This is a genomic window from Mucilaginibacter sp. UYP27, from assembly GCF_040547175.1.
Lineage (GTDB): Bacteria > Bacteroidota > Bacteroidia > Sphingobacteriales > Sphingobacteriaceae > Mucilaginibacter.
In genome coordinates, this window is the sequence record NZ_JBEPPE010000005.1 from 120,327 (window position 1) to 139,056 (window position 18,730).

Below are 18,730 nucleotides of genomic sequence, written 5' to 3' on the forward strand. Positions count from 1 at the left end.
TGGGAGGGCTTTTTAACGCGGTTTATGTTTAATAACTACGGGTGTACGTAAAGTACGGTATCTTTCATATCGCCGTTGATAACTTTAAGGCGTGTTGGTGATGACTCCAATACTGCATCTTTACGTACCGAGCCATCCTCTTTGGTAAAATCAATATTTTTACCATCTGCAGATAACGCCCATTTACCGGCTTTGGTGCCTTGCTGACTAACTGCTTCGTAGGTATGGTCGGCTTTTATATTTAGCCTAACGCCTTTTACTACGCCTGCTATCATTTCCTTTTGCTCGTTGATCTGGTCCTCGATGGCAGGATTGGCTTCAACGGCTTTTGCAATTACTGCTTTCACCACTTTGTTCACATTCGCGTCATCAATTTTCCATGAACCAACCAGGTCTTTCTCTGATGTAGCGATGGTAAATGCAGACAGCAAAACGGTGGCTGCTACTGCGGTTAATACTTTTAGTTTCATATATTTTAGTTTGTGTTTAATTTGGATAGCATCTTTACTGCTTTGTTACACAAACGTATCGAATATTTTTCGTGGTAGTTAACCTAAAAGATCTTTTATTTGGTGCGGTAACGGGTGGTACACAAAATTATCCGTTGCTCATCACCGATTTTTAATGCCTGTGATTAGATATCATATTACGTTATTTGCTCAGCTTAAATCTCAGGTTCTTTGGTCGGGTTGGGAAATCCGGCATAGTTAACACCATAATTATCTGAAGTCCAAGTACCATTCAACATTTGGACTATTATATCGATTGTTGCTGTTAAGCTTTGCGTTTTAATAGGGTATACCCACCAACTCTTAAAAGCATCAGAGGTTTTCATGTTTTCAAATTCGTTAAGGGTATTTATACTCAATTCTTGTCCTTTAGAAGTGATTAAGGACTTAGTTTGATTTAATACATCTATTAGCGTGGCTTTGTCGGTTACATTGGTGATGGTACTATCAAAAGAAATATCTACCATACCTATACTTTCGCCTTTTCTGTTGTGATTGCAATTTCGATAAAGTCGCTGTAGATTTATAGAGAACGTACTTATCTCGTGAACTTCAAAAATTTCACAAATGTATTCACTCAATACTTCTACAAAAGCTTCGGGTATCCAAAAACCTTTCGAATTAAAATCTATATAAGTTAAACTGGCCATAATTATTTAATTAAGTATTATCGAATGTAAATTAAATACTCACATCGCCAATACCTCGTTCTCTTTTCTGATGCGTACGTACAGCATCGCGGCATTCAATAAGGTAAATATAACCGCGGTATAATACAGCCCAAAGGCCAGTGGGATAATGGCTATTTCCAGTATCACAATAATGTAATTAGGGTGCTTAATGTATTTGTAAATACCGGTTGCAACAGGGCGTGTGCCCGGCACTTTGTAAATTTTGGTGTTCCAGTAATGCCCCAGGGTTGATATCACAATGACCTTGATAATAATAAGCACAAAAAACAAAATGATAAGCGGATAGCTAACAACGGTATCATCGCGCCAAATGTACTCTGCAATTATGGAGATGATAAACAAAGTATGCATGCTAACCATAAATGGATAATGCTCCTTGCCGTACTCTACTGCACCATTTTTTAGCAGCCATTTTTCATTTTTGGATGATACGTATAACTCGGCTAGGCGCTGAAAGATCAGGAATAACATAAATAAAATAAATATCATCGGCTTAGTTTTTCATATCCAATAAAACCATTTCGCTGCTAAAGCCGGGGCCCATGGCCAGCATCAACCCGTAGCCATCGGCAAAGCCTGTTTTCATAAAACGTTCCAATACGTATAGCACGGTAACGCTGCTCATGTTGCCATTATCGTTCATTACCTCGCGGGTGTTCTTCAAAAAATCTCCCTCAATCTGCAAGGCATCAACATAAGCCTCCAAAACCTTTTTACCACCCGGGTGGAAGATAAAGTTTTTAATATCGCCTAACTGCAAACCCTGTTTCTGCAAAAACTCCTCAATATCTGTACTAATATTGGTATGGATAAACGTGGGGATATCTTTCGAGAAAACAACCTTAAAACCATCCTCTCTAAAATCCCAGCCCATCACCTCCAGCGAGTCGTAGTACAGTTTGCTGCTTGCTGCCTTTATCTGCAATTGTTGCTTTGGCTGCCCATGGTTATCACCTTTAATAATGCAGGCCACCACCCCATCAGAAAATAAACTGGAACCTATAAAATTACTCTTGCTATAATCGCTTTTGATGAGCGTAAGCGAACATAGTTCTACTGCCACCAACAACACCACCGCATCCGGATTGGCCTTTGCAGCCTGGTTGGCCTTAGCCATGCCGGCCACCCCGCCTGCGCAACCTAAACCCCAAACGGGCGTGCGGTTTACATGCGGGTTTAAATGCATCTGGTTAATGATCATAGCGTCGATACTTGGTGTAGCAAGCCCGGTGGTAGATATGAAAATAATATCGGTAAGATCCGCCTTGTCAATATCCGCCTTAGCCAAAACATCTTCTATAGCCTGCACCGAATATTGCAGGGATAGCCTGATATACTCGTCGTTACGCTCTTTAAAGGTGGTGGTTTCCGCGTAGTAGCTAAGAGGTTTTACAAAGTTGCGGGTAACAATCCCGGTGTTATCAAAAGCGGGCATCAGCCTATCGGCCTGCGGGAAATCTTTACTGAACATTTCACGCGCCTGTGCTTTTACGTCCTGCTGGTCGGTTTTATCCGGGAGATCAATTTTAGAAACTGCTGCTATATATGGCATTTTTATACTTGGTTAATAAAGCCTTATAACAGATACGTTATAAATAAAGCTTTGGTTGACAACTTTTAATAATGGCTATTGTTTTAATTACCAACAAGCTTAAATTCGTAAACCAAAAAACACCGCCATGCCCGAACTACCCGATCTGCAAGTCTTTAGCCATAACCTCGATAAAAAACTTGGCGGTAAAACCGTTAAAGAAGTTACCGTACATAAAGCGCCAAAGCTAAATGTTACCCACCAGGAGTTGCAAGACACCCTGCACGGCCAAAAACTATCGTCGGTTTACCGCGATGGCAAGGAACTTTTTTTTAAATTTAGCAAAGGCGATGTGCTTGGTTTGCATTTGATGCTGCACGGTAGGCTATTTTTGTTTGAAGGCAAAAGCGAGAATAAATACCCCATCATCGAACTTTTATTTACAGATGATACGGGGTTGGTGCTAACCGATTTTCAGGGGATAGCCGCCCCTACCCTTAACCCTGAGCCCAAACCCGCACCCGACGCTTTATCGCCCAACGCCGGCGCCGAATACCTAAAGGGCATTCTCGCCAAAAAGAAAACCAATATTAAAACCGTACTGCTGGACCAAAAGATCATCCGCGGTATTGGTAACGCTTACGCGGATGAGATCCTGTGGGACGCGCGCATTTCGCCATTCTCGGTAAGTAACAAGATCCCTGCTGATAAGGTTAAGGACTTGGTAAAATCCATCCAAGATGTGCTGAAGAACGCCGAGAAAGAGATCATTAAAGCCAACCCTGACATCATTGCCGGGGAGATCCGCGATTTTATGCTGATCCATAACGCCAAGAAAAAACACAGCCCCAAAGGTGCGCCGATACTGATCGATGAAAAATCACGTAAGACGTATTATACGGAAGAGCAGGAGTTGTTTGAGTAGTAGTAGCCTTACCTGCCAAAATAGTTTGTCATCCTGAGCGATAGCGAAGGAACTACTATTGAACTAATGCAATCGCGAAGTGCATGGCGGCGAATAGATGCTTCACTACGTTCAGCAAGACAATTTCCTTTTATTGCACCCTTTATATTTTCTATAAACTTAAAACATTTAACTTCCACAATATGTTGACGAAGTATAAACATCTACTAACATGGGAACATTACAACACGTACAACACCAGATCTCGGCACTGAACGATTTGATCAAAATAAATAACGACCGCGTTGCAGGCTATCAAAAAGCCATTGAGGGGTCGGAAGATGCATCGTTGAAAACCGTTTTTGAAGGCTATGCCGACCAAAGCCGCGGTTACGTAAACGAACTTAACGACTACATACACCTGTTGGGCGGCTCGCCAACCGATGGCACCACTTTATCTGGCAAATTCTATCACGCCTGGATGGACGTAAAATCGGCATTCGCGAAAAAAGATAGCTACTCGATATTATCAGATTGCGAATATGGCGAGGACGTGGCCAAAAGCGCCTACCGCAAGGCATTGGATGATAAGGAACTTATTTGGGAAGATGAAAAAGTAGTGAACCTGCTTACTAACCACATTAATGGCTTAAAAATAGCGCACGATGCCATTAAAGCCTTGCGCGATACTTACAAGCAAGTAGCCTAATCATGGATAGCCCCGATCAAAATTTTTTGAGAGATTACAAGCCCCTGCACGTACCGCATAAGTACGATGCGGAGGCTTCTTTGCAGGATAACGTAGTATTTGCCCTTGCACATTTAGAATATGCTACCGCCCCGCAGGTCGCTGCTAAAATGGATGAGTTTGAACCAAAGACTGATAAAGCCACCCACTTGCAACAAACACGTGAAATACTGGAAGGACTGTTTAAGAAGGGTTTGATAAAAGGCGATGATGAGGCAGAAAGGCAATATAACCTGAGCAAGATCCTAACCCAAAATTCGGGAAAAGCCGATCCTTTGTTTTAATAAGTGCGTCAACAAACGTGTGCTAATACGGCTACCTCGTAGCGGCTATGCTTTGTAAAAAATAATAAACAATTCTTTTGCTCCGTAGGTGCAACACCGCCAAAGGGTAGTCCCTAAGGCGCTACTGGTGCAACCGGCGTTACCGACATTACACTGTCCACCACAAAACTGCTAACACCGCGCCACGGTAGCGTGTGGATGTACTCTTTGTAATGCACCTCCAGCATGGCGCCCGCACTGTGGTTAAGTTTATCAGCCACCTTTTCGTCGGTAACCGAAAACATAAATTCGTTTGACGAGATGTTGCCCTGCGTTTGGCTGCGGATGCCGCTTTGGATCAGCCTGCCTTCGTAGGTTTTAAACATATAGCCTTTTTTAACAAAATAATTCATGGTGCCGGCCTTTGTGCCTTCGCCAAAAACAAAGTAATAGCGGTAGTAACACACGCCGATTATTACCACTGCCAAAACCAAAAATATGATTGTTAAAACGCGACCCTTCATGATGGATAAATTTGTTATGTAAAGCTAACGTATTGGCCGCTTATAAGTTTACAAAATAATTTACCAGCGATGTAAAATCATCGAACTTAAGGTCGTAGTCCTCTGTAGTGCCAAAACCGTAGCTTACAAACACAAACGGTATGCCCGCCAGGCGGCTTTGCTGCCCGTCGCCTTCGGTATCGCCAATGTAAACAGGGGTTTTTAACCCGTGCTTATCCATAAGCAATTTTATATTATGGTTTTTGGGCATAAAGTTTACGCCGTGGGCCAGTTCGTCTTTTATCAGGTGGTCTATCTCTGCCCAGTCTATAAACTGGCGAATGATGCCCTTAGCGCAGTTACTGAGAATGAATAGCGGATATTTTTCGGCTAATAATTTCAAGCCATCTATAACACCATCGTATAAAATGCCACCCTTTTCGGTAATCAAATTATGGCGCCGGCCGTTCACCAGGCCGTATATCTCTACCCGTTTATCGTAGTCAAACTCGGGCATCAATATCTCAATCACCTTTTTGCCCTCCATCCCTACCATACCGGCCAACACATCGCGTGTAATGGTCTTATCTATACCCAATTCGGCGAAAACGACGTTCCAGGAGTGGGCATAGGTGTCAACGGCATCCCAAAGGGTACCGTCCATATCAAAAATAAGGCTGTCGGGTTTTTGCATGGGGTGAAATTAGTAAAGATTAGCCTGAAGAACACAATTAATAATATCGAATAATGAATTTCGAATGTTAAATATCGAAGTGGTTAGCTTCATCATTCTAAATTCAACATTCGGTGTTCGCTATTTTCCGAGTCTATCCATTCTTGACAATAATCACCGCCTCACATAACAAGCTATTATTGGAAATTGATATTAAACAGGTTGGTATATACATCACAATTACTTTCTTGTAAAAAGTGATTGTTATCACAATCAGTAAAAAATACCATAACAACCACATTCCGCACCATTTCCATAGGTAACAGTTAAGTATCTTTGTAGTATGAAAAAGGCGTTCCCAGTTTATGATATCTGTTCTTTGTCTGATCATCAGCACAACGATCTGCTTATCAGCCGTTTTGCGCCTTATTTATTAAAACATCAAAACCTTAGCCTGCCACATAAGCATACTTTTTACCATGTGGTATTATTTACTGAGGGCGGCGGCAACCATGCTATCGATTTTACAAGTTTCCCGGTAAAACCCTATCAAATTTATTTTATGGTACCGGGCCAGGTACACCGCTGGAATTTTGAAGGCCCGGTAGATGGCTACATCATCAATTTTTCTGCGGAGTTTTTCCAGTCGTTTTTGCTGAGGCCCGATTATTTGGAAAGCCTGCCATTCTTTAGCGGCAATGTGGATGATGAGGTGATCGACCTAAAACTTGAATTGCACCAGCAGATAATGGCCCTTTTTGAGCAATTGATACAGGAGAGCAATGAAATTAGCCGCATGGGGATGGATATGATCCGCACGCTGATGCTGCAATTGTTTATATTGGTGGCAAGGCACAATACTCAAAGTCAAAATGCCGCTACGCCAACTTATAATTACACGCTGCTGCAAAGCTTTAGGAGGTTAACCGATAAAAACTTTGCTAAACTGCGCCTCCCTAAAGATTACGCGGCGTTGCTGTACATCACCCCCAACCATTTAAATGCCTTGTGTAACGATATGCTGGGCATTTCGGCAGGTGAGGTGATCCGTAACCGGGTAATCCTGGAGGCTAAACGCTTGCTAGTAAACCTCGACCTAAACATTACCGAGATAGCCGCCAAACTCAACTTTGCCGACAACTCCTACTTTACCAAATTCTTTAAAAAATACACCGGATTTACTCCCGAATATTTCCGTAAAAACCCAATAGCCCAATGATAACATCTGATATTAAACCCGCCAAAGAAGTGCACGTTTTAGAAGGTTTTATAAAAGCCAAGTGCCCGCGTTGCCGCCGTGGCGATATTTATAGCACGCCTACCTATGGTTTCAGTTCACAAAAAATGCACGAGCGCTGCTCGCACTGCGGCCTGCATTACGAGCGCGAACCGGGATATTGGTATGTAGCCATGTTTGTAAGCTACAGCTTCAACGTGGCCGAAATGCTGATCTTCGCGATAGGCTTGCACATGCTTACAGGATCTAACTCGCCGTGGTTATATGTTGCGGTATTGATGGGGGTAATATTCGTTTTGTCGCCTTTTAATTACCGATACTCGAGGGTGGCATTGTTATATTGGCTAACCCCCGGGTTAAATTATGAGGCCTGGAGGGCGGCCGATAGTGCGAAGGTGGATACCCCACAACAAGGAATGAAGTAATATCGAATGATGATTTTCGAACACCCAATATCGAAATTTTTTACTTCATCATTTAAAATTCGATGTTCCTTATTATTCTCTAAATAGAAAGGATAAATTCAATTGGTTAGCTTTTCTATTTTCTCCAAAAGCACATCCATTTCAAACGGCTTTGCCAAAAAATCGTCGGCACCGGCAGCAAAGGCAGATGAGGCAATGTCCCTGCTGGCAGATATCATAATCACCGGTATATTTTTAGTAAGGGATTCTGATTTTAGTTTGCGGCAAATATCGCGGCCGTCTTCGCCGCTCATCCAAATATCCAGCAGCAGCAGGTCGGGCAGTTCATGTTTCATGTCGAGCACAGTTGCCCCGTCAACAGTTGTAGTAACAGCGTACCCTTCAAACTCGAGGATCATTTCTACCGCATCTACAATTCCTGGGTCGTCGTCGGCAATCATTATCTTCTTGGGCATTTGGCTCATCTAAATGTGCAATTTTGAGTTATAAATTGCGGGCAGGTTTAACTGGTTTTTAAATATCATTTCGTCTCTGTTATCTCAACAGGTAACGAGAAGCAAAAAGTAGACCCTTTTCCCTCAACGCTGTTTACCCACATTTTACCGCCTTCGCGCCGTATTATCTCATTTGAAATGTATAATCCTAACCCCAAACCGGGGAAAGTATGCTGCTTTGTCCCGCTAACACGATAGAACTGTTCAAACACCCTTTCCTTTTTATCTTCGGCTATGCCTATTCCAAAATCTTCCACACAAACGGTTACCATTTTATCGTCGCGCTCGGTGCTAATGACAATGCGGTTGCTTTGTGGCGAATATTTAATAGCGTTGGTAACCAGGTTGGTTATCACCTGCCCTATGCGCTCCTTATCAGAATAGATGCTTCCGGTCTCTTTAAAATCCATTACCAGTACATGCTTATGGGTAGTATGCTGCAAGTCCTGCACGCACTCCTGTATAGCCTGGTTAAAATCGAACCAAACTTTATTGAACAGGATACGCCCCGAGTTTATCTTGGTGACATCCAGCAGGTCGCCTATCAGGTTGGTGAGGCGGTTAAGCTGTGCATCCATCTTCATCACCATGGCGGCCTTTTTCTCTTCGCCCTCTTTACTTAGCATAGCGCCAAGTACCTGCGCGTAGGCCTTTATGCTGGTAACCGGGGTTTTTAATTCGTGACTGGCGATGCCCAAAAAGTCGTCTTTTTGGCGCTGCATTTCTTTTTGCTCGTTTATATCGGTATTGGTACCAAACCAGCGTACAAGTTCGCCGTCGCGCACAAAAGGCAGGGCGCGCACCAGGTGCCATTTGTAGTCGCCGTTCTTATCCAGCAATCTAAATTCGTATTGGTACAGGCTCCCGGTTGATAACGACTCCACCCAGGCCGCGATGCAACCGTCGCGGTCGTCGGGGTGCAGGTTGTTGGGCCATTTGTCACCAATTATATCTTCCATCGGCAAACCAAAAAAATCAAGGGTTTGCTGGTTCACGTAGTCCAGTTCGCCGTTAGGCTTGGCCGTCCAAAGCTGTACGGGCATAAAGTCTGTCACAAACGCGAACTGCTTTATCTGGTCGTTAAGCTCATTGTTTTTCAGTTGCAGCTCAATATCGGTAATTGTTTTTTCGGTAACATCTGTACAGGCGCCAATGTAGCCCCTAAACACGCCATTATTATCATACTGCGGGTTGCCCGTGGCGATGCACCAACGAACTTCTCCTGTTTTTCTGCGAATCCTAAAGTCAACCTCATAAGGCTTTTGCACCTTAAGGTCCTCTAAAAACTTTTCGGCGGCCTTTACCCTGTCTTCGGGCAGGATACAATGAAGCCAGCCTGTGCCTAAAATATCTTCGGTTGCCTGCCCTGTCCAATCTGTCCAGGTTTTGTTGGCGTAGGTGATCATGCCGTGGTCATCAGACATCCATAGCGCCGTTGGCGACGCGCTGGTAATATTTTGCAGCAGGTGTTCGCTATTAACCAGGGCCTGTTTATTGGCAATTTCGCCACGCAGATCACGGGCTATGGTTGCACGGCCCTGGGCATTGCCGCTCGGGTCGTATATATACATGGTTGTACCCTGAACGGGGATAGCCTCGCCTGTTTTAAAATTTCGGTATAAGATCTCGCCGCTCCATTTGCCATCTTTTTGCAGCGATTTGTTTACGCTGTTCTTCAACTTATCCAATTCGCCCGGCATTATAAATTCAGAATTGTGGGTCAGCTTATCAGTATCCTCCAGGCCCACCATTTTACGGCCAACGGCGTTCACATAGGTAACGTTACCATCAACGTCGCTTAAGCTAATAAAGTCGGATGTGTTATCTATCAGCGTAATCAATTTACGCTGTTCTTCTTTGTCATGGATCTCGTTGGTAATATCCTGCGTAGTGCCCGCAAAGCGGATGCAGCTACCATGCTCGTTAAAATAGGCCTTGCCTTTACTGCGCAGCCATCTTATTTCTTTTGATTCGGGGCATATTACCCTAAAGGATTCGTCGTAGTACCCGTCGCCGCTTGCATCCAGAGCTACGCCTACGTTTTGCTTGATACGGTCCAGGTCATCCGGGTGAACATTTTTCAGTATGTCGGTATATTCGGTAACCTCGCCGGGTGCAAAACCATGCAAGGCGTTACAGCGCTCGTCCCAGGTAAGATTGCCATTTGCGGGGTCCATATCCCAGGCACCCAGTTCTGCAGAATCAAGCGCGAAGCGCGACCGGTCCTCGGCCTCCGCCAATTTTTTACGGGTAAGCACCAATTCGGTAACATCCTCGGCAGTATTTAATATTCCCCAAACTTCGCCGTTTTCTTTTTTTAGTGGCTTATAATTAAAGTTAAAATAAAATGTTTTGAGTTGATTATTGGACATCAGGCCCACCGGCGCGCCGTGGGCTTCATAAGCTACACCGGTTGTAAAAACTTCGTCAAGTATTTCAAAAAAGCCCTGCCCTTCCAGCTCAGGTAGTGCCTGCCTAAATGTTTTTCCAATAACGGCAGCGTTTTTGCCCCATACTTTTAACACGGCATCGTTAGCGAGGGTTATCACCAGGTCGCGGCCCATGTAAAGGGCAACCGGCGAGGGCGATTCCTCCACCAGTATTTTAAATATGTTTTCGCTTTGCGCGTTCGATTTGAAGTCGTTTTCCATTTTTCGGCAGAAAAATTGATATAAACATACTGCTTACGATATAGGTAAAATTCTGTAGGCGCGCAGAATGTTATACAATATTAAACCATCTGTACCATTTTAGCTAATCCGGCAAATAATATTTTTACTTGAACTTAAATGACGGTTAAAAAACTTATTTGAAGGTTGTTTTTACAAATTAATTGTAAAAAAAGTATTATAAACCAAACAATTTATAAACCCGCTTAGTTAGGTGTAAATATTTTTAATACGGATAGTTTATAACATAATCGCATAAATAACCCCGGTGTCTTATAAGTGTATTATACTTTATGAACTATTGAAAAAAATTACCCATGAGTAAATCTCAAAAAAAGAAAGAACCTGTAATGTATGGCTCATTACCCAAAGCATTAACAGGTATTGTAGGGCTCGATGAAATTACTGGTGGTGGTTTGCCCCTTGGCAGGCCATCATTAATATGCGGCGAGGCTGGCTGCGGTAAAACCCTTATGTCTATTGAGTTTATTGTGCGAGGAGCCGTACTATACAACGAGCCCGGCGTTTTTGTAGCATTTGAAGAAAAGACCGACGATTTGGCTATGAACGTGGCATCGTTAGGGTTTGACCTGAAGAAACTACAGGAAGAGAAAAAAATAAAGATAGATCACGTACATATTGACCGCAGCGAGATAGAAGAAACCGGCGAGTACGACCTGGAAGGGTTATTTATACGCCTTGGTTACGCTATTGACAGCATTGGCGCCAAACGCGTGGTGTTAGATACGCTCGAAAACCTTTTTAGCGGCCTGGATAACCTTGCTGTTTTACGTACCGAACTGCGCAGGCTTTTTAGCTGGTTAAAGGAAAAAGGCGTTACAGCCATTATTACGGGCGAACGAGGCGAAGGTTCGTTAACCCGCCAGGGGCTGGAGGAATATGTATCCGACTGCGTAATACTGCTTGATAACCGCGTGGTTAACCAGATAACCACACGCCGCCTGCGTATCATAAAATACCGGGGCACGGTGCATGGCACAAACGAATACCCGTTCCTGATAGATGAAGACGGAATATCAGTTTTGCCGGTTACGTCGCTAAAAATGTCAAACAATGTATCCAGCGAGCGCTTATTTACAGGGGTAAAAGGGCTGGATGATATGCTTGGTGGAAAAGGCCTGTTTCGTGGTGGCAGCGTGCTTGTATCAGGCACCGCAGGCACAGGTAAAACAAGTTTAGCGGCATCCTTCGCTAACGAAACCTGCCGCCGCGGCGAAAAGTGCGTGTACTTTGCAATGGAAGAATCTCCCCAGCAAATTATTCGTAACATCCGTTCAATAGGTGTCGATCTACAAGATTACGTAAATCAAGGCCTGCTGATATTTAACGCGTCGAGGCCAAACCTTTATGGGTTGGAAATGCACCTGGTGGCTATGCACAAGCTTATTAAAAAGCATAAACCAAGCGTAGTTATCATCGACCCGATAACCAACTTCATTAATATTGGTTCGGTAAGCGATGTTAAAAACATGCTTGTGCGCATGATAGATTTTTTGCAGGAAGAGCAGATCTCGGTAATGTTTACCGCCCTATCATTAAACACCATCGTAAACGAGCAAACCGACGAGGGTGTATCATCACTGGTAGATGCCTGGATCCTGGTGCGCGATATTGAATTTAACGGCGAGCGCAACCGCGGCTTGTATGTGATGAAATCGCGCGGGATGAAGCACTCTAACCAGGTGCGCGAGTTTATTATTAGTGACCAGGGCCTAAGTCTTGTTGACGTTTATTTTGGCCCTGGTGGTGTACTTACCGGCTCGGCACGTAAAGAACAAGTGCTGCTTGAGCAAACCGGCGAAGCTATCCGTACAAATGCCGTTAGCCGTAAAGACCGCGAGATACTACGCAAACGCCAGGTATTGGAAGCAAAAATTGCCAGCCTTAACAGCGAGTTTGAATCGATAGAGGAAGAACTGAACAAGGTGTACCTGGAAGAAGAATTAAAAAAACAGATCTTATCAACCAACCGCGATGAAGTGATCAGAATGAGAAGAGGCGAGCAAACGGAAACCGTTAATAAAACCCTTAAAAAGTAATGGCAAAGCAAATAGATAAAAAATGGGAGCTAAGGCTGTACGTTGCAGGCAAAACGCCCAAAAGTGTTACAGCACTAACTAACCTTAAAAAATACTGCGAAGAATATTTGCAAGGCCAGTACCGCATAGAAGTTATTGACCTGTTGGAGAAACCGCAACTTGCTGAGGGCGACCAGATACTGGCTATTCCTACTTTGGTGCGTAAAGTACCGGAGCCTATCCGCAAGATCATAGGCGACCTCTCTAACGAAGAAAAGGTACTGGTGGGCTTAAACATTCGCCCTGCTTAATTGTATTAACTTATAGTTATGGCCGATAAGAACGAGAGTTTAGACCGATACGACGATGATGCGAAGGCCGAGCCTTTCGTATTACGCTTATTTATTACCGGGGCATCCCCCAATTCCATCCGCGCGGTAGAGAATACTAAAGCCATTTGTGAGCAATATCTTGCAGGCAACTACGAGCTGGAGATCATCGACATTCATCAGCAACCCAAACTTGCCGAAGGCGAGGATGTAATTGCGGTACCTTTAATGATCAAAAAATCGCCTTACCCCGAACGGAGGATGATAGGCGACATGAGCAATGTTCCACGTGTTTTAAAAGGGTTGGGTATTGCTAACAGTTAATTTATGAAGCAGCAGAACAACACCTTAGAAGAAATTCAGGAACTGCGCTTTCAACTGGAAGAAGCGCATGAAACCATTAATGCAATACGTACCGGCCAGGTGGATGCCCTTGTGGTAAAAGATACCGACGGTCATCAGCTATATACCCTAAAAACTGCTGATCAAACCTACCGTGTGTTTATTGAACGCATGAGCGAAGGCGCCGTTACTATAAACCGCGATGGTATTGTTTTATATTGCAACACACGCTTTGCAGCAATGGCCGCCACCCCGCTCGAAAAAGTTTTAGGGATGCCGCTTAAGTCTTTCGTGCCCGATTCATCAAAAGAGACTTTAAAAAAAGTGATCCATAATAGCTGGGACCAGGATTGCCGACAGGAGATCATCCTGAAAGATGGCGGTGGCAAGGATATGCACTGCCTGTTCTCGTGCAACACGATTGAGTTGGACACAGGTACCGCACTTAGTATCATTATTACTGACCTGAGCGTACTAAAAGAAACCGAAAGGCAACTGCAGCAACGTAACAACCAGTTAGAGGAATCGCGTGCAAATACCGAAAAGCTGAATGATAGCCTGGAGGCAACCGTTAAAGAACGCACCGGCGACTTACTAATAAGCCGCGAACACTTTAAATTGCTTACCAACAATATTGTACAGATGACCTGGACCAACCTGCCGGATGGTAACATAAACTCATACAATCAACGTTGGTACGACTATACAGGTTTGGATTTTGATACTACCGGTGTTTTTGGCTGGCAAGAACTGGTACACCCCGACGATTTGCAGGAAACAGCCGAAAAGTACGCAAACTCGTTAAAAACCGGCGAAATGTTTGAGGTAGAGAACCGTTACCGCAGGCATGACGGGGTCTATCGCTGGCACCTAAACCGTTCCCAACCATTGAGAAATGACGAGGGCGAGATCATATTTTGGGTTGGCACCGCTACCGATATTGAGGATCAGAAACGGGAAATGGACCGCAAAGACGAGTTCATCGGCATTGCCAGCCACGAACTTAAAACTCCGTTAACCAGTTTAAAGGGATACCTGCAGCTAATAGAAAGTTATAAACGAGAAGAGTTGCCCCCTATTATTAAACAATACATAGGCAAGGCGGGCGTATCTATCAATAAACTGCAAAGTTTAATAAACGACTTGCTTGATGTAAGTAAGATAAAGGCCGGCCGTTTAGAGTATGCATTTGAAGAAGTAAACCTTACCGAACTGATAAACCAAAGTACTGATACCTCTTTACACGTTTATCCATCATATATTTTTATAAATAATGCCGACGAATCACTTATTGTAAAAGGTAACGCCGAGCGTTTAGAGCAGGTTTTCATGAACTTTATCAGTAATGCTGTAAAATACTCGCAGGTTAATAAAACGGTTATCATCAATACCGAAAAGCGTGGCGACAATGTGCGTGTTTCTGTTACCGATAATGGCATTGGCCTGTCTAACGATCAGCGCAATCGCATTTTTGAGCGTTTTTACCGGGTAGAAGATAAAAAGAACATGACCAGCGGCTTGGGTATGGGCCTTTATATCTCGCAACAGATCATTGATAATCACCATGGCACCATTGGGGTTAATAGCGAGCCGGGCAAAGGCTCTACATTTTATTTTGAGTTGCCACTGGCTTAGGCTCTTAGTGTTTGTTTACCGGCAATAATTTGCAGGTCCGTTTAAATTGCGGATATTGCCGCGCATTTATATCAGCCCGATGATAAACGACAGCACAAACGGAAACGTAATATCTAACACAACAGCCGATGGCGTAACTACCATAGGTTTTTACCACCCCGCCCAAAACTCGTTGCCCGCCCTATTGTTGCAGGAACTCACCGATAAAATAAATACCGCCGGTGCCGACCCTCAAACCAAAATCATTGTACTGCAAAGCGCCGGTGAACGCACCTTTTGCGCGGGCGCCAGTTTTGACGAGTTGCTTCAGATAAAAGATAAGGAAGCAGGCGCCATATTTTTTTCAGGCTTTGCCAACGTGATCAACGCCTGCCGCAAATCGCCAAAAATAATTATTGCACGTGTACAGGGTAAAGCAGTTGGTGGTGGTGTAGGCCTTGCAGCCGCTGCCGATTACTGCCTGGCTACCGAAGCCGCATCCATCAAGCTAAGTGAACTGGCTATAGGGATAGGTCCGTTTGTGATCTCGCCCGCCGTGATCCGCAAAATAGGCTTACCTGCATTTTCTCAGTTAACCATCCGTGCGGTAGATTTCCAAACCGCGCAATGGGCTATGGAAAAAGGCCTTTACAACGAGGTTTATGCCGATACTAAAGCTTTAGATGAAGCCCTTTCGCTGTTAACCCAGCGCCTTGCATCTTACCATCCGGAGGCACTTATCGGCCTCAAACAGATTTTATGGGAAGGCACCGAGGACTGGGAGAAACTCCTTATAGACCGCGCCGCCATTAGCGGCGAGTTGGCATTGTCTGAGTTTACACAAGCGGCGTTGAATGGATTTTTGAAGAAGTAACTCACCCTATCCGTATCGAGCCGAGACGCATGGCACAAAAAAAGCACCTCATTGCTTAAGGGCTTTCTTAATATTTATAGTGGATTAGTGCCTGCCGTGGCCTCTGCCACCGCCATGTCCGCGGCCCCAACCCCTACCGTGATCGCGATATTCTACGTTACGGTAAACCGGGCGATTGTAATAACGGGTGCGGTAATATACCGGCCGGCTGTATCTGTGATAAACAACCGGGCGTTCATAAACTACGGGTTCATCATAAACCACAGGGCGTTCTACATAACGTACCGGTGTGCCTAAATTTATACCTATCCCTACCCTAACTTGTGCGTTTGCAATATGTGCGCCAAGGGTAAGTGCTAATGCGATTATTGAAATTTTAAGAGTCTTCATGGTAGTGAATTTTATTTACAATTATAGTTTCATTTGTAAGTATGACACCATAACGGTACTATGGTTTAATAAAAATCGGCCATTTTTCGTATTTTACTCTTCGTAAAGGCGCAATTTGCTGCGTAAAACACTCATTTCCTGTTCCATATCCTCCAATTTTTGCAGCAAATTATTTATGGTTGCTATACCCGGTTCGTTAATCTCCAGCTCGTTATGCAGACGTACCAGCTGTTCTAAATGTTGGATCTCGTCCAGCGGGATGCAATTGGTTTTGTTAACGGTTGTTACTTTAATTAGCCCCGCATCGGCCAGGTAATCAACAAAGGTGTATTCCACATTGTGGTACACACAAAAATCGTTTACGGTTATTAAATTTTCGGTCCTCATATCGGTTTATGATTTAGCCAGTTCTTCAAATAACTCTTTTTGCTTGTCGGTAAGCGTGGTTGGCAGTTGCACGTTGTAGGTAAGGTACAGGTCGCCAAACAGGCCTTCCTTTTTATAAACAGGCACGCCCTTACCTTTCAGCTTTACCTTAGTGCCAATCTGCGTACCGGGGGCGACTTTCAACTTCACCTTGCCCGTTAAGGTATCGGCAGTAATTTCGCCACCTAAAACTGCGGTATATAGGTCAAGGTTAATATTTCGGTACAGGTCGCTGCCTACCCGTTTAAATTCGGCATCCTCAGGGATGTTGAATTTAAGATATAAGTCGCCCGCGGGTGCGCCGTTACTGCCTGCGCCACCATGGCCTGCAATTTTTATACTTTGGCCGTCAGCTATCCCTGCGGGGATGGTAAGCCTTATATTTTTACCGTTTACGGTTATGGTTTGTTTTTTACTTTCCAGGATATCCCGGAGGTCGAGGCTAAGGCTTGCATTCATATCCTGCCCGCGGTAACGTTGTTGCGATCTGCCACCACCACCACCCGGGGGGCCTCCGCCAAACATCGAGTTAAAAAAGTCTGAGAAATCGCCGCCGCTACCGCCGCCAAAGTCAAAACCGCCACCACCGCCTGTGTTGCGTTGCTGGCTTTGCTGCCTGGACTGTTGTTCGTAGGCCTCGCCGTGTTGCCAGTTCTCGCCGTATTTATCATATTTTTTACGCTTCTCGGGGTCGCTTAAAACTTCGTTGGCTTCATTCACCTCCTTAAATTGCTTTTCGGCCTCGGCGTTGTTGGGGTTAAGATCGGGGTGATGCTTGCGGGCCATTTTGCGGTACGCGCTTTTGATATCTTTATCAGTAGCGGTTTTGCTGATGCCCAGTATCTTATAATAATCAATAAATGCCATAGCTAAATACGATGTATTTTTAAAACGCCTAAGTTGGGGCTAAGTTTTAACTTATGTGTATAAATACCGCCGTTTTATATAAATTAGGGCACCAATTAATAAACTATGCGCGCAATGCAAGCCCCAACCGCCTTTAAAAGCAGCCCAACCGCCTATCTTAACGTGTTAAGGATCGTCGCCTGCCTTATGGTTCTTATCGTGCACTCGGGCGAATTTTTCTACATCGGCGATAAGGGCCAGATCATAAGGCAGGACCACACCTGGGTAAATAATTACGGCAGTTTTATGCGGGCATGCGTACCCTTATTCGTCATGATCTCGGGCTATTTATTGCTACCCATTAAAGAGACCGGAAGCCAGTTTTATAAGCGCAGATTTAGCCGCCTGCTTATCCCGTTCCTGTTTTGGAGCACCATGTACGCCATTGTGCCTTACCTGCTGGGCAGCAGCAACGCAGGCCAAATGTGGCATGATCTGTACATGATCCCCATCAACTTTGCGCCAAGTGCGGGGCATTTGTGGTTTGTATATATGTTTATCGGCGTGTACTTGTTTATTCCCATATTTTCGCCGTGGGTGCAAACGGCATCCAAGCAATTCAAGCAGATCTTTTTGCTTATTTGGGTAGTTACATTGTGCTTCCCCTACATCAAAACCGTTATTCCCGAAGTTTGGGGCGAGTGCTTTTGGAACAAATACCACAGCGGTTACTATTTCTCGGGCTATATAGGCTACCTATTGCTGGGCAATTACATTAAAGAGCATGTTACCATTTCTAAAAGGGCCGGCTTTGTTGTGGGATCCGTTTTATTAATCGCCGGTTACCTTATTACCCACATGGTGTTCGATCACCAATTGCCATTTGCTAAAGACCTGCCCGAACTGGAACTTTCCTGGGCATTCCCAACCATTAATGTAGCCATGATGGCAACGGGATTATTCCTTATGTTCCGCGTTATTAGCTTTAACAGTGCCGGTATGGAAACTTTTATGGCTAAAGTATCAGGCCTTACCTATGGTATGTACCTGGCGCATATTTTAGTGCTTGTGCAGTTATTCCCCATCATAAACAACTGGCTGCACAATGTAGCGCTGGTGATACCTGTGCTGGCAATATGTACATTTGTAGTGACGTATATCGGCATCAAGATCTTATCCTACTTGCCGGGGAGTATGTATATAGTGGGATAAAAGCCTCACC

Annotated in this window: 22 protein-coding genes; 11 read left to right on the top strand and 11 right to left on the bottom strand. The window is 44.4% G+C overall.

Annotated features, from left to right (window positions below; all coding sequences use genetic code 11):
- Positions 1-35: 35 nt before the first annotated feature.
- The 4 genes from ABIB39_RS16510 to ABIB39_RS16525 all read right to left on the bottom strand — a co-directional run bounded on the left by ABIB39_RS16510 (position 36) and on the right by ABIB39_RS16525 (position 2,753).
- Entirely contained in the window at positions 36-470 is a 435-nt protein-coding gene (locus tag ABIB39_RS16510) for a lipocalin-like domain-containing protein (RefSeq protein ID WP_354431273.1), read from the bottom strand.
- 194 nt (positions 471-664) lie between these two features.
- Entirely contained in the window at positions 665-1,159 is a 495-nt protein-coding gene (locus ABIB39_RS16515) for a hypothetical protein (RefSeq protein ID WP_354431274.1), read from the bottom strand.
- A 39-nt stretch (positions 1,160-1,198) separates the two neighbouring features.
- Positions 1,199-1,690 (bottom strand): isoprenylcysteine carboxyl methyltransferase family protein, encoded by a 492-nt coding sequence (locus ABIB39_RS16520; RefSeq protein WP_354431275.1) that lies wholly within the window; start codon positions 1,688-1,690, stop codon positions 1,199-1,201.
- 4 nt (positions 1,691-1,694) lie between these two features.
- Positions 1,695-2,753 (bottom strand): type III polyketide synthase, encoded by a 1,059-nt coding sequence (locus ABIB39_RS16525; RefSeq protein ID WP_354431276.1) that lies wholly within the window; start codon positions 2,751-2,753, stop codon positions 1,695-1,697.
- A 127-nt stretch (positions 2,754-2,880) separates the two neighbouring features.
- Between ABIB39_RS16525 and ABIB39_RS16530 the strand changes: the two genes are divergently transcribed.
- The 3 genes from ABIB39_RS16530 (at position 2,881) to ABIB39_RS16540 (ending at position 4,668) form a co-directional block, all read left to right on the top strand.
- Positions 2,881-3,657: a DNA-formamidopyrimidine glycosylase family protein gene (locus tag ABIB39_RS16530; protein ID WP_354431277.1), complete on the top strand. Its 777-nt coding sequence runs from the start codon at positions 2,881-2,883 to the stop codon at positions 3,655-3,657.
- Positions 3,658-3,868: 211 nt separating this feature from the next.
- Positions 3,869-4,345, top strand: coding sequence for a ferritin-like domain-containing protein (locus ABIB39_RS16535; RefSeq protein ID WP_354431278.1), 477 nt, complete (start codon positions 3,869-3,871; stop codon positions 4,343-4,345).
- A 2-nt stretch (positions 4,346-4,347) separates the two neighbouring features.
- The gene (locus ABIB39_RS16540; protein ID WP_354431279.1) at positions 4,348-4,668 is read left to right on the top strand and encodes a hypothetical protein; all 321 of its coding nucleotides are present in this window, start codon (positions 4,348-4,350) and stop codon (positions 4,666-4,668) included.
- A gap of 113 nt (positions 4,669-4,781) precedes the next feature.
- Here the strand turns inward: ABIB39_RS16540 and ABIB39_RS16545 are convergent, their stop codons facing one another.
- Together ABIB39_RS16545 and ABIB39_RS16550 are read right to left on the bottom strand one after the other, a co-directional pair.
- Positions 4,782-5,171 (bottom strand): DUF8785 domain-containing protein, encoded by a 390-nt coding sequence (locus ABIB39_RS16545; protein WP_354431280.1) that lies wholly within the window; start codon positions 5,169-5,171, stop codon positions 4,782-4,784.
- Between the two features lie 40 nt (positions 5,172-5,211).
- Positions 5,212-5,844, bottom strand: a complete 633-nt coding sequence (locus tag ABIB39_RS16550; protein ID WP_354431281.1) for an HAD family hydrolase — start codon at positions 5,842-5,844, stop codon at positions 5,212-5,214.
- A 322-nt stretch (positions 5,845-6,166) separates the two neighbouring features.
- On the opposite strand from ABIB39_RS16550, the gene ABIB39_RS16555 reads away from it, so the two are divergent.
- Positions 6,167-7,042 carry a helix-turn-helix domain-containing protein gene (locus ABIB39_RS16555; protein ID WP_354431282.1) on the top strand — a complete coding sequence of 292 codons (876 nt, stop codon included), beginning with the start codon at positions 6,167-6,169 and terminating at the stop codon, positions 7,040-7,042.
- Complete coding sequence (locus ABIB39_RS16560; RefSeq protein WP_354431283.1) at positions 7,039-7,485, top strand: DUF983 domain-containing protein; 447 nt, start codon at positions 7,039-7,041, stop codon at positions 7,483-7,485. The genes ABIB39_RS16555 and ABIB39_RS16560 overlap by 4 nt, the downstream gene beginning before the upstream one ends.
- A 98-nt stretch (positions 7,486-7,583) precedes the next feature.
- On the opposite strand, the gene ABIB39_RS16565 is transcribed toward ABIB39_RS16560, so the two are convergent.
- Positions 7,584-7,940: a response regulator transcription factor gene (locus ABIB39_RS16565; RefSeq protein WP_354431284.1), complete on the bottom strand. Its 357-nt coding sequence runs from the start codon at positions 7,938-7,940 to the stop codon at positions 7,584-7,586.
- A 65-nt stretch (positions 7,941-8,005) separates the two neighbouring features.
- Entirely contained in the window at positions 8,006-10,630 is a 2,625-nt protein-coding gene (locus ABIB39_RS16570; protein WP_354431285.1) for a PAS domain-containing protein, read from the bottom strand.
- 335 nt (positions 10,631-10,965) lie between these two features.
- Here ABIB39_RS16570 and kaiC point away from each other — a divergent pair, with 335 nt between their 5' ends.
- From kaiC to ABIB39_RS16595, 5 genes are all read left to right on the top strand, one after another.
- Positions 10,966-12,708 (top strand): circadian clock protein KaiC, encoded by a 1,743-nt coding sequence (gene kaiC, locus ABIB39_RS16575; RefSeq protein ID WP_354431286.1) that lies wholly within the window; start codon positions 10,966-10,968, stop codon positions 12,706-12,708.
- The gene (locus tag ABIB39_RS16580) at positions 12,708-12,998 is read left to right on the top strand and encodes a circadian clock KaiB family protein (protein ID WP_354431287.1); all 291 of its coding nucleotides are present in this window, start codon (positions 12,708-12,710) and stop codon (positions 12,996-12,998) included. Before kaiC ends, ABIB39_RS16580 begins: the two co-directional genes overlap by 1 nt.
- Before the next feature lie 18 nt (positions 12,999-13,016).
- Positions 13,017-13,340, top strand: coding sequence for a circadian clock KaiB family protein (locus ABIB39_RS16585; RefSeq protein WP_354431288.1), 324 nt, complete (start codon positions 13,017-13,019; stop codon positions 13,338-13,340).
- A gap of 3 nt (positions 13,341-13,343) precedes the next feature.
- On the top strand, positions 13,344-14,993 hold the full coding sequence (locus tag ABIB39_RS16590; protein ID WP_354431289.1) for a PAS domain-containing sensor histidine kinase: 1,650 nt from the start codon (positions 13,344-13,346) through the stop codon (positions 14,991-14,993).
- Between the two features lie 79 nt (positions 14,994-15,072).
- Positions 15,073-15,846 (top strand): enoyl-CoA hydratase/isomerase family protein, encoded by a 774-nt coding sequence (locus tag ABIB39_RS16595; RefSeq protein WP_354431290.1) that lies wholly within the window; start codon positions 15,073-15,075, stop codon positions 15,844-15,846.
- Between the two features lie 84 nt (positions 15,847-15,930).
- Here ABIB39_RS16595 and ABIB39_RS16600 read toward each other — a convergent pair whose 3' ends face one another.
- From ABIB39_RS16600 to ABIB39_RS16610, 3 genes are all read right to left on the bottom strand, one after another.
- The gene (locus ABIB39_RS16600; protein ID WP_354431291.1) at positions 15,931-16,236 is read right to left on the bottom strand and encodes a hypothetical protein; all 306 of its coding nucleotides are present in this window, start codon (positions 16,234-16,236) and stop codon (positions 15,931-15,933) included.
- 93 nt (positions 16,237-16,329) lie between these two features.
- Positions 16,330-16,623, bottom strand: coding sequence for a chaperone modulator CbpM (locus tag ABIB39_RS16605; protein ID WP_354431292.1), 294 nt, complete (start codon positions 16,621-16,623; stop codon positions 16,330-16,332).
- A gap of 6 nt (positions 16,624-16,629) precedes the next feature.
- Complete coding sequence (locus tag ABIB39_RS16610) at positions 16,630-17,529, bottom strand: DnaJ C-terminal domain-containing protein (RefSeq protein ID WP_354431293.1); 900 nt, start codon at positions 17,527-17,529, stop codon at positions 16,630-16,632.
- Between the two features lie 114 nt (positions 17,530-17,643).
- On the opposite strand from ABIB39_RS16610, the gene ABIB39_RS16615 reads away from it, so the two are divergent.
- Positions 17,644-18,720 (top strand): acyltransferase, encoded by a 1,077-nt coding sequence (locus ABIB39_RS16615; protein ID WP_354431294.1) that lies wholly within the window; start codon positions 17,644-17,646, stop codon positions 18,718-18,720.
- Positions 18,721-18,730: the final 10 nt, after the last annotated feature.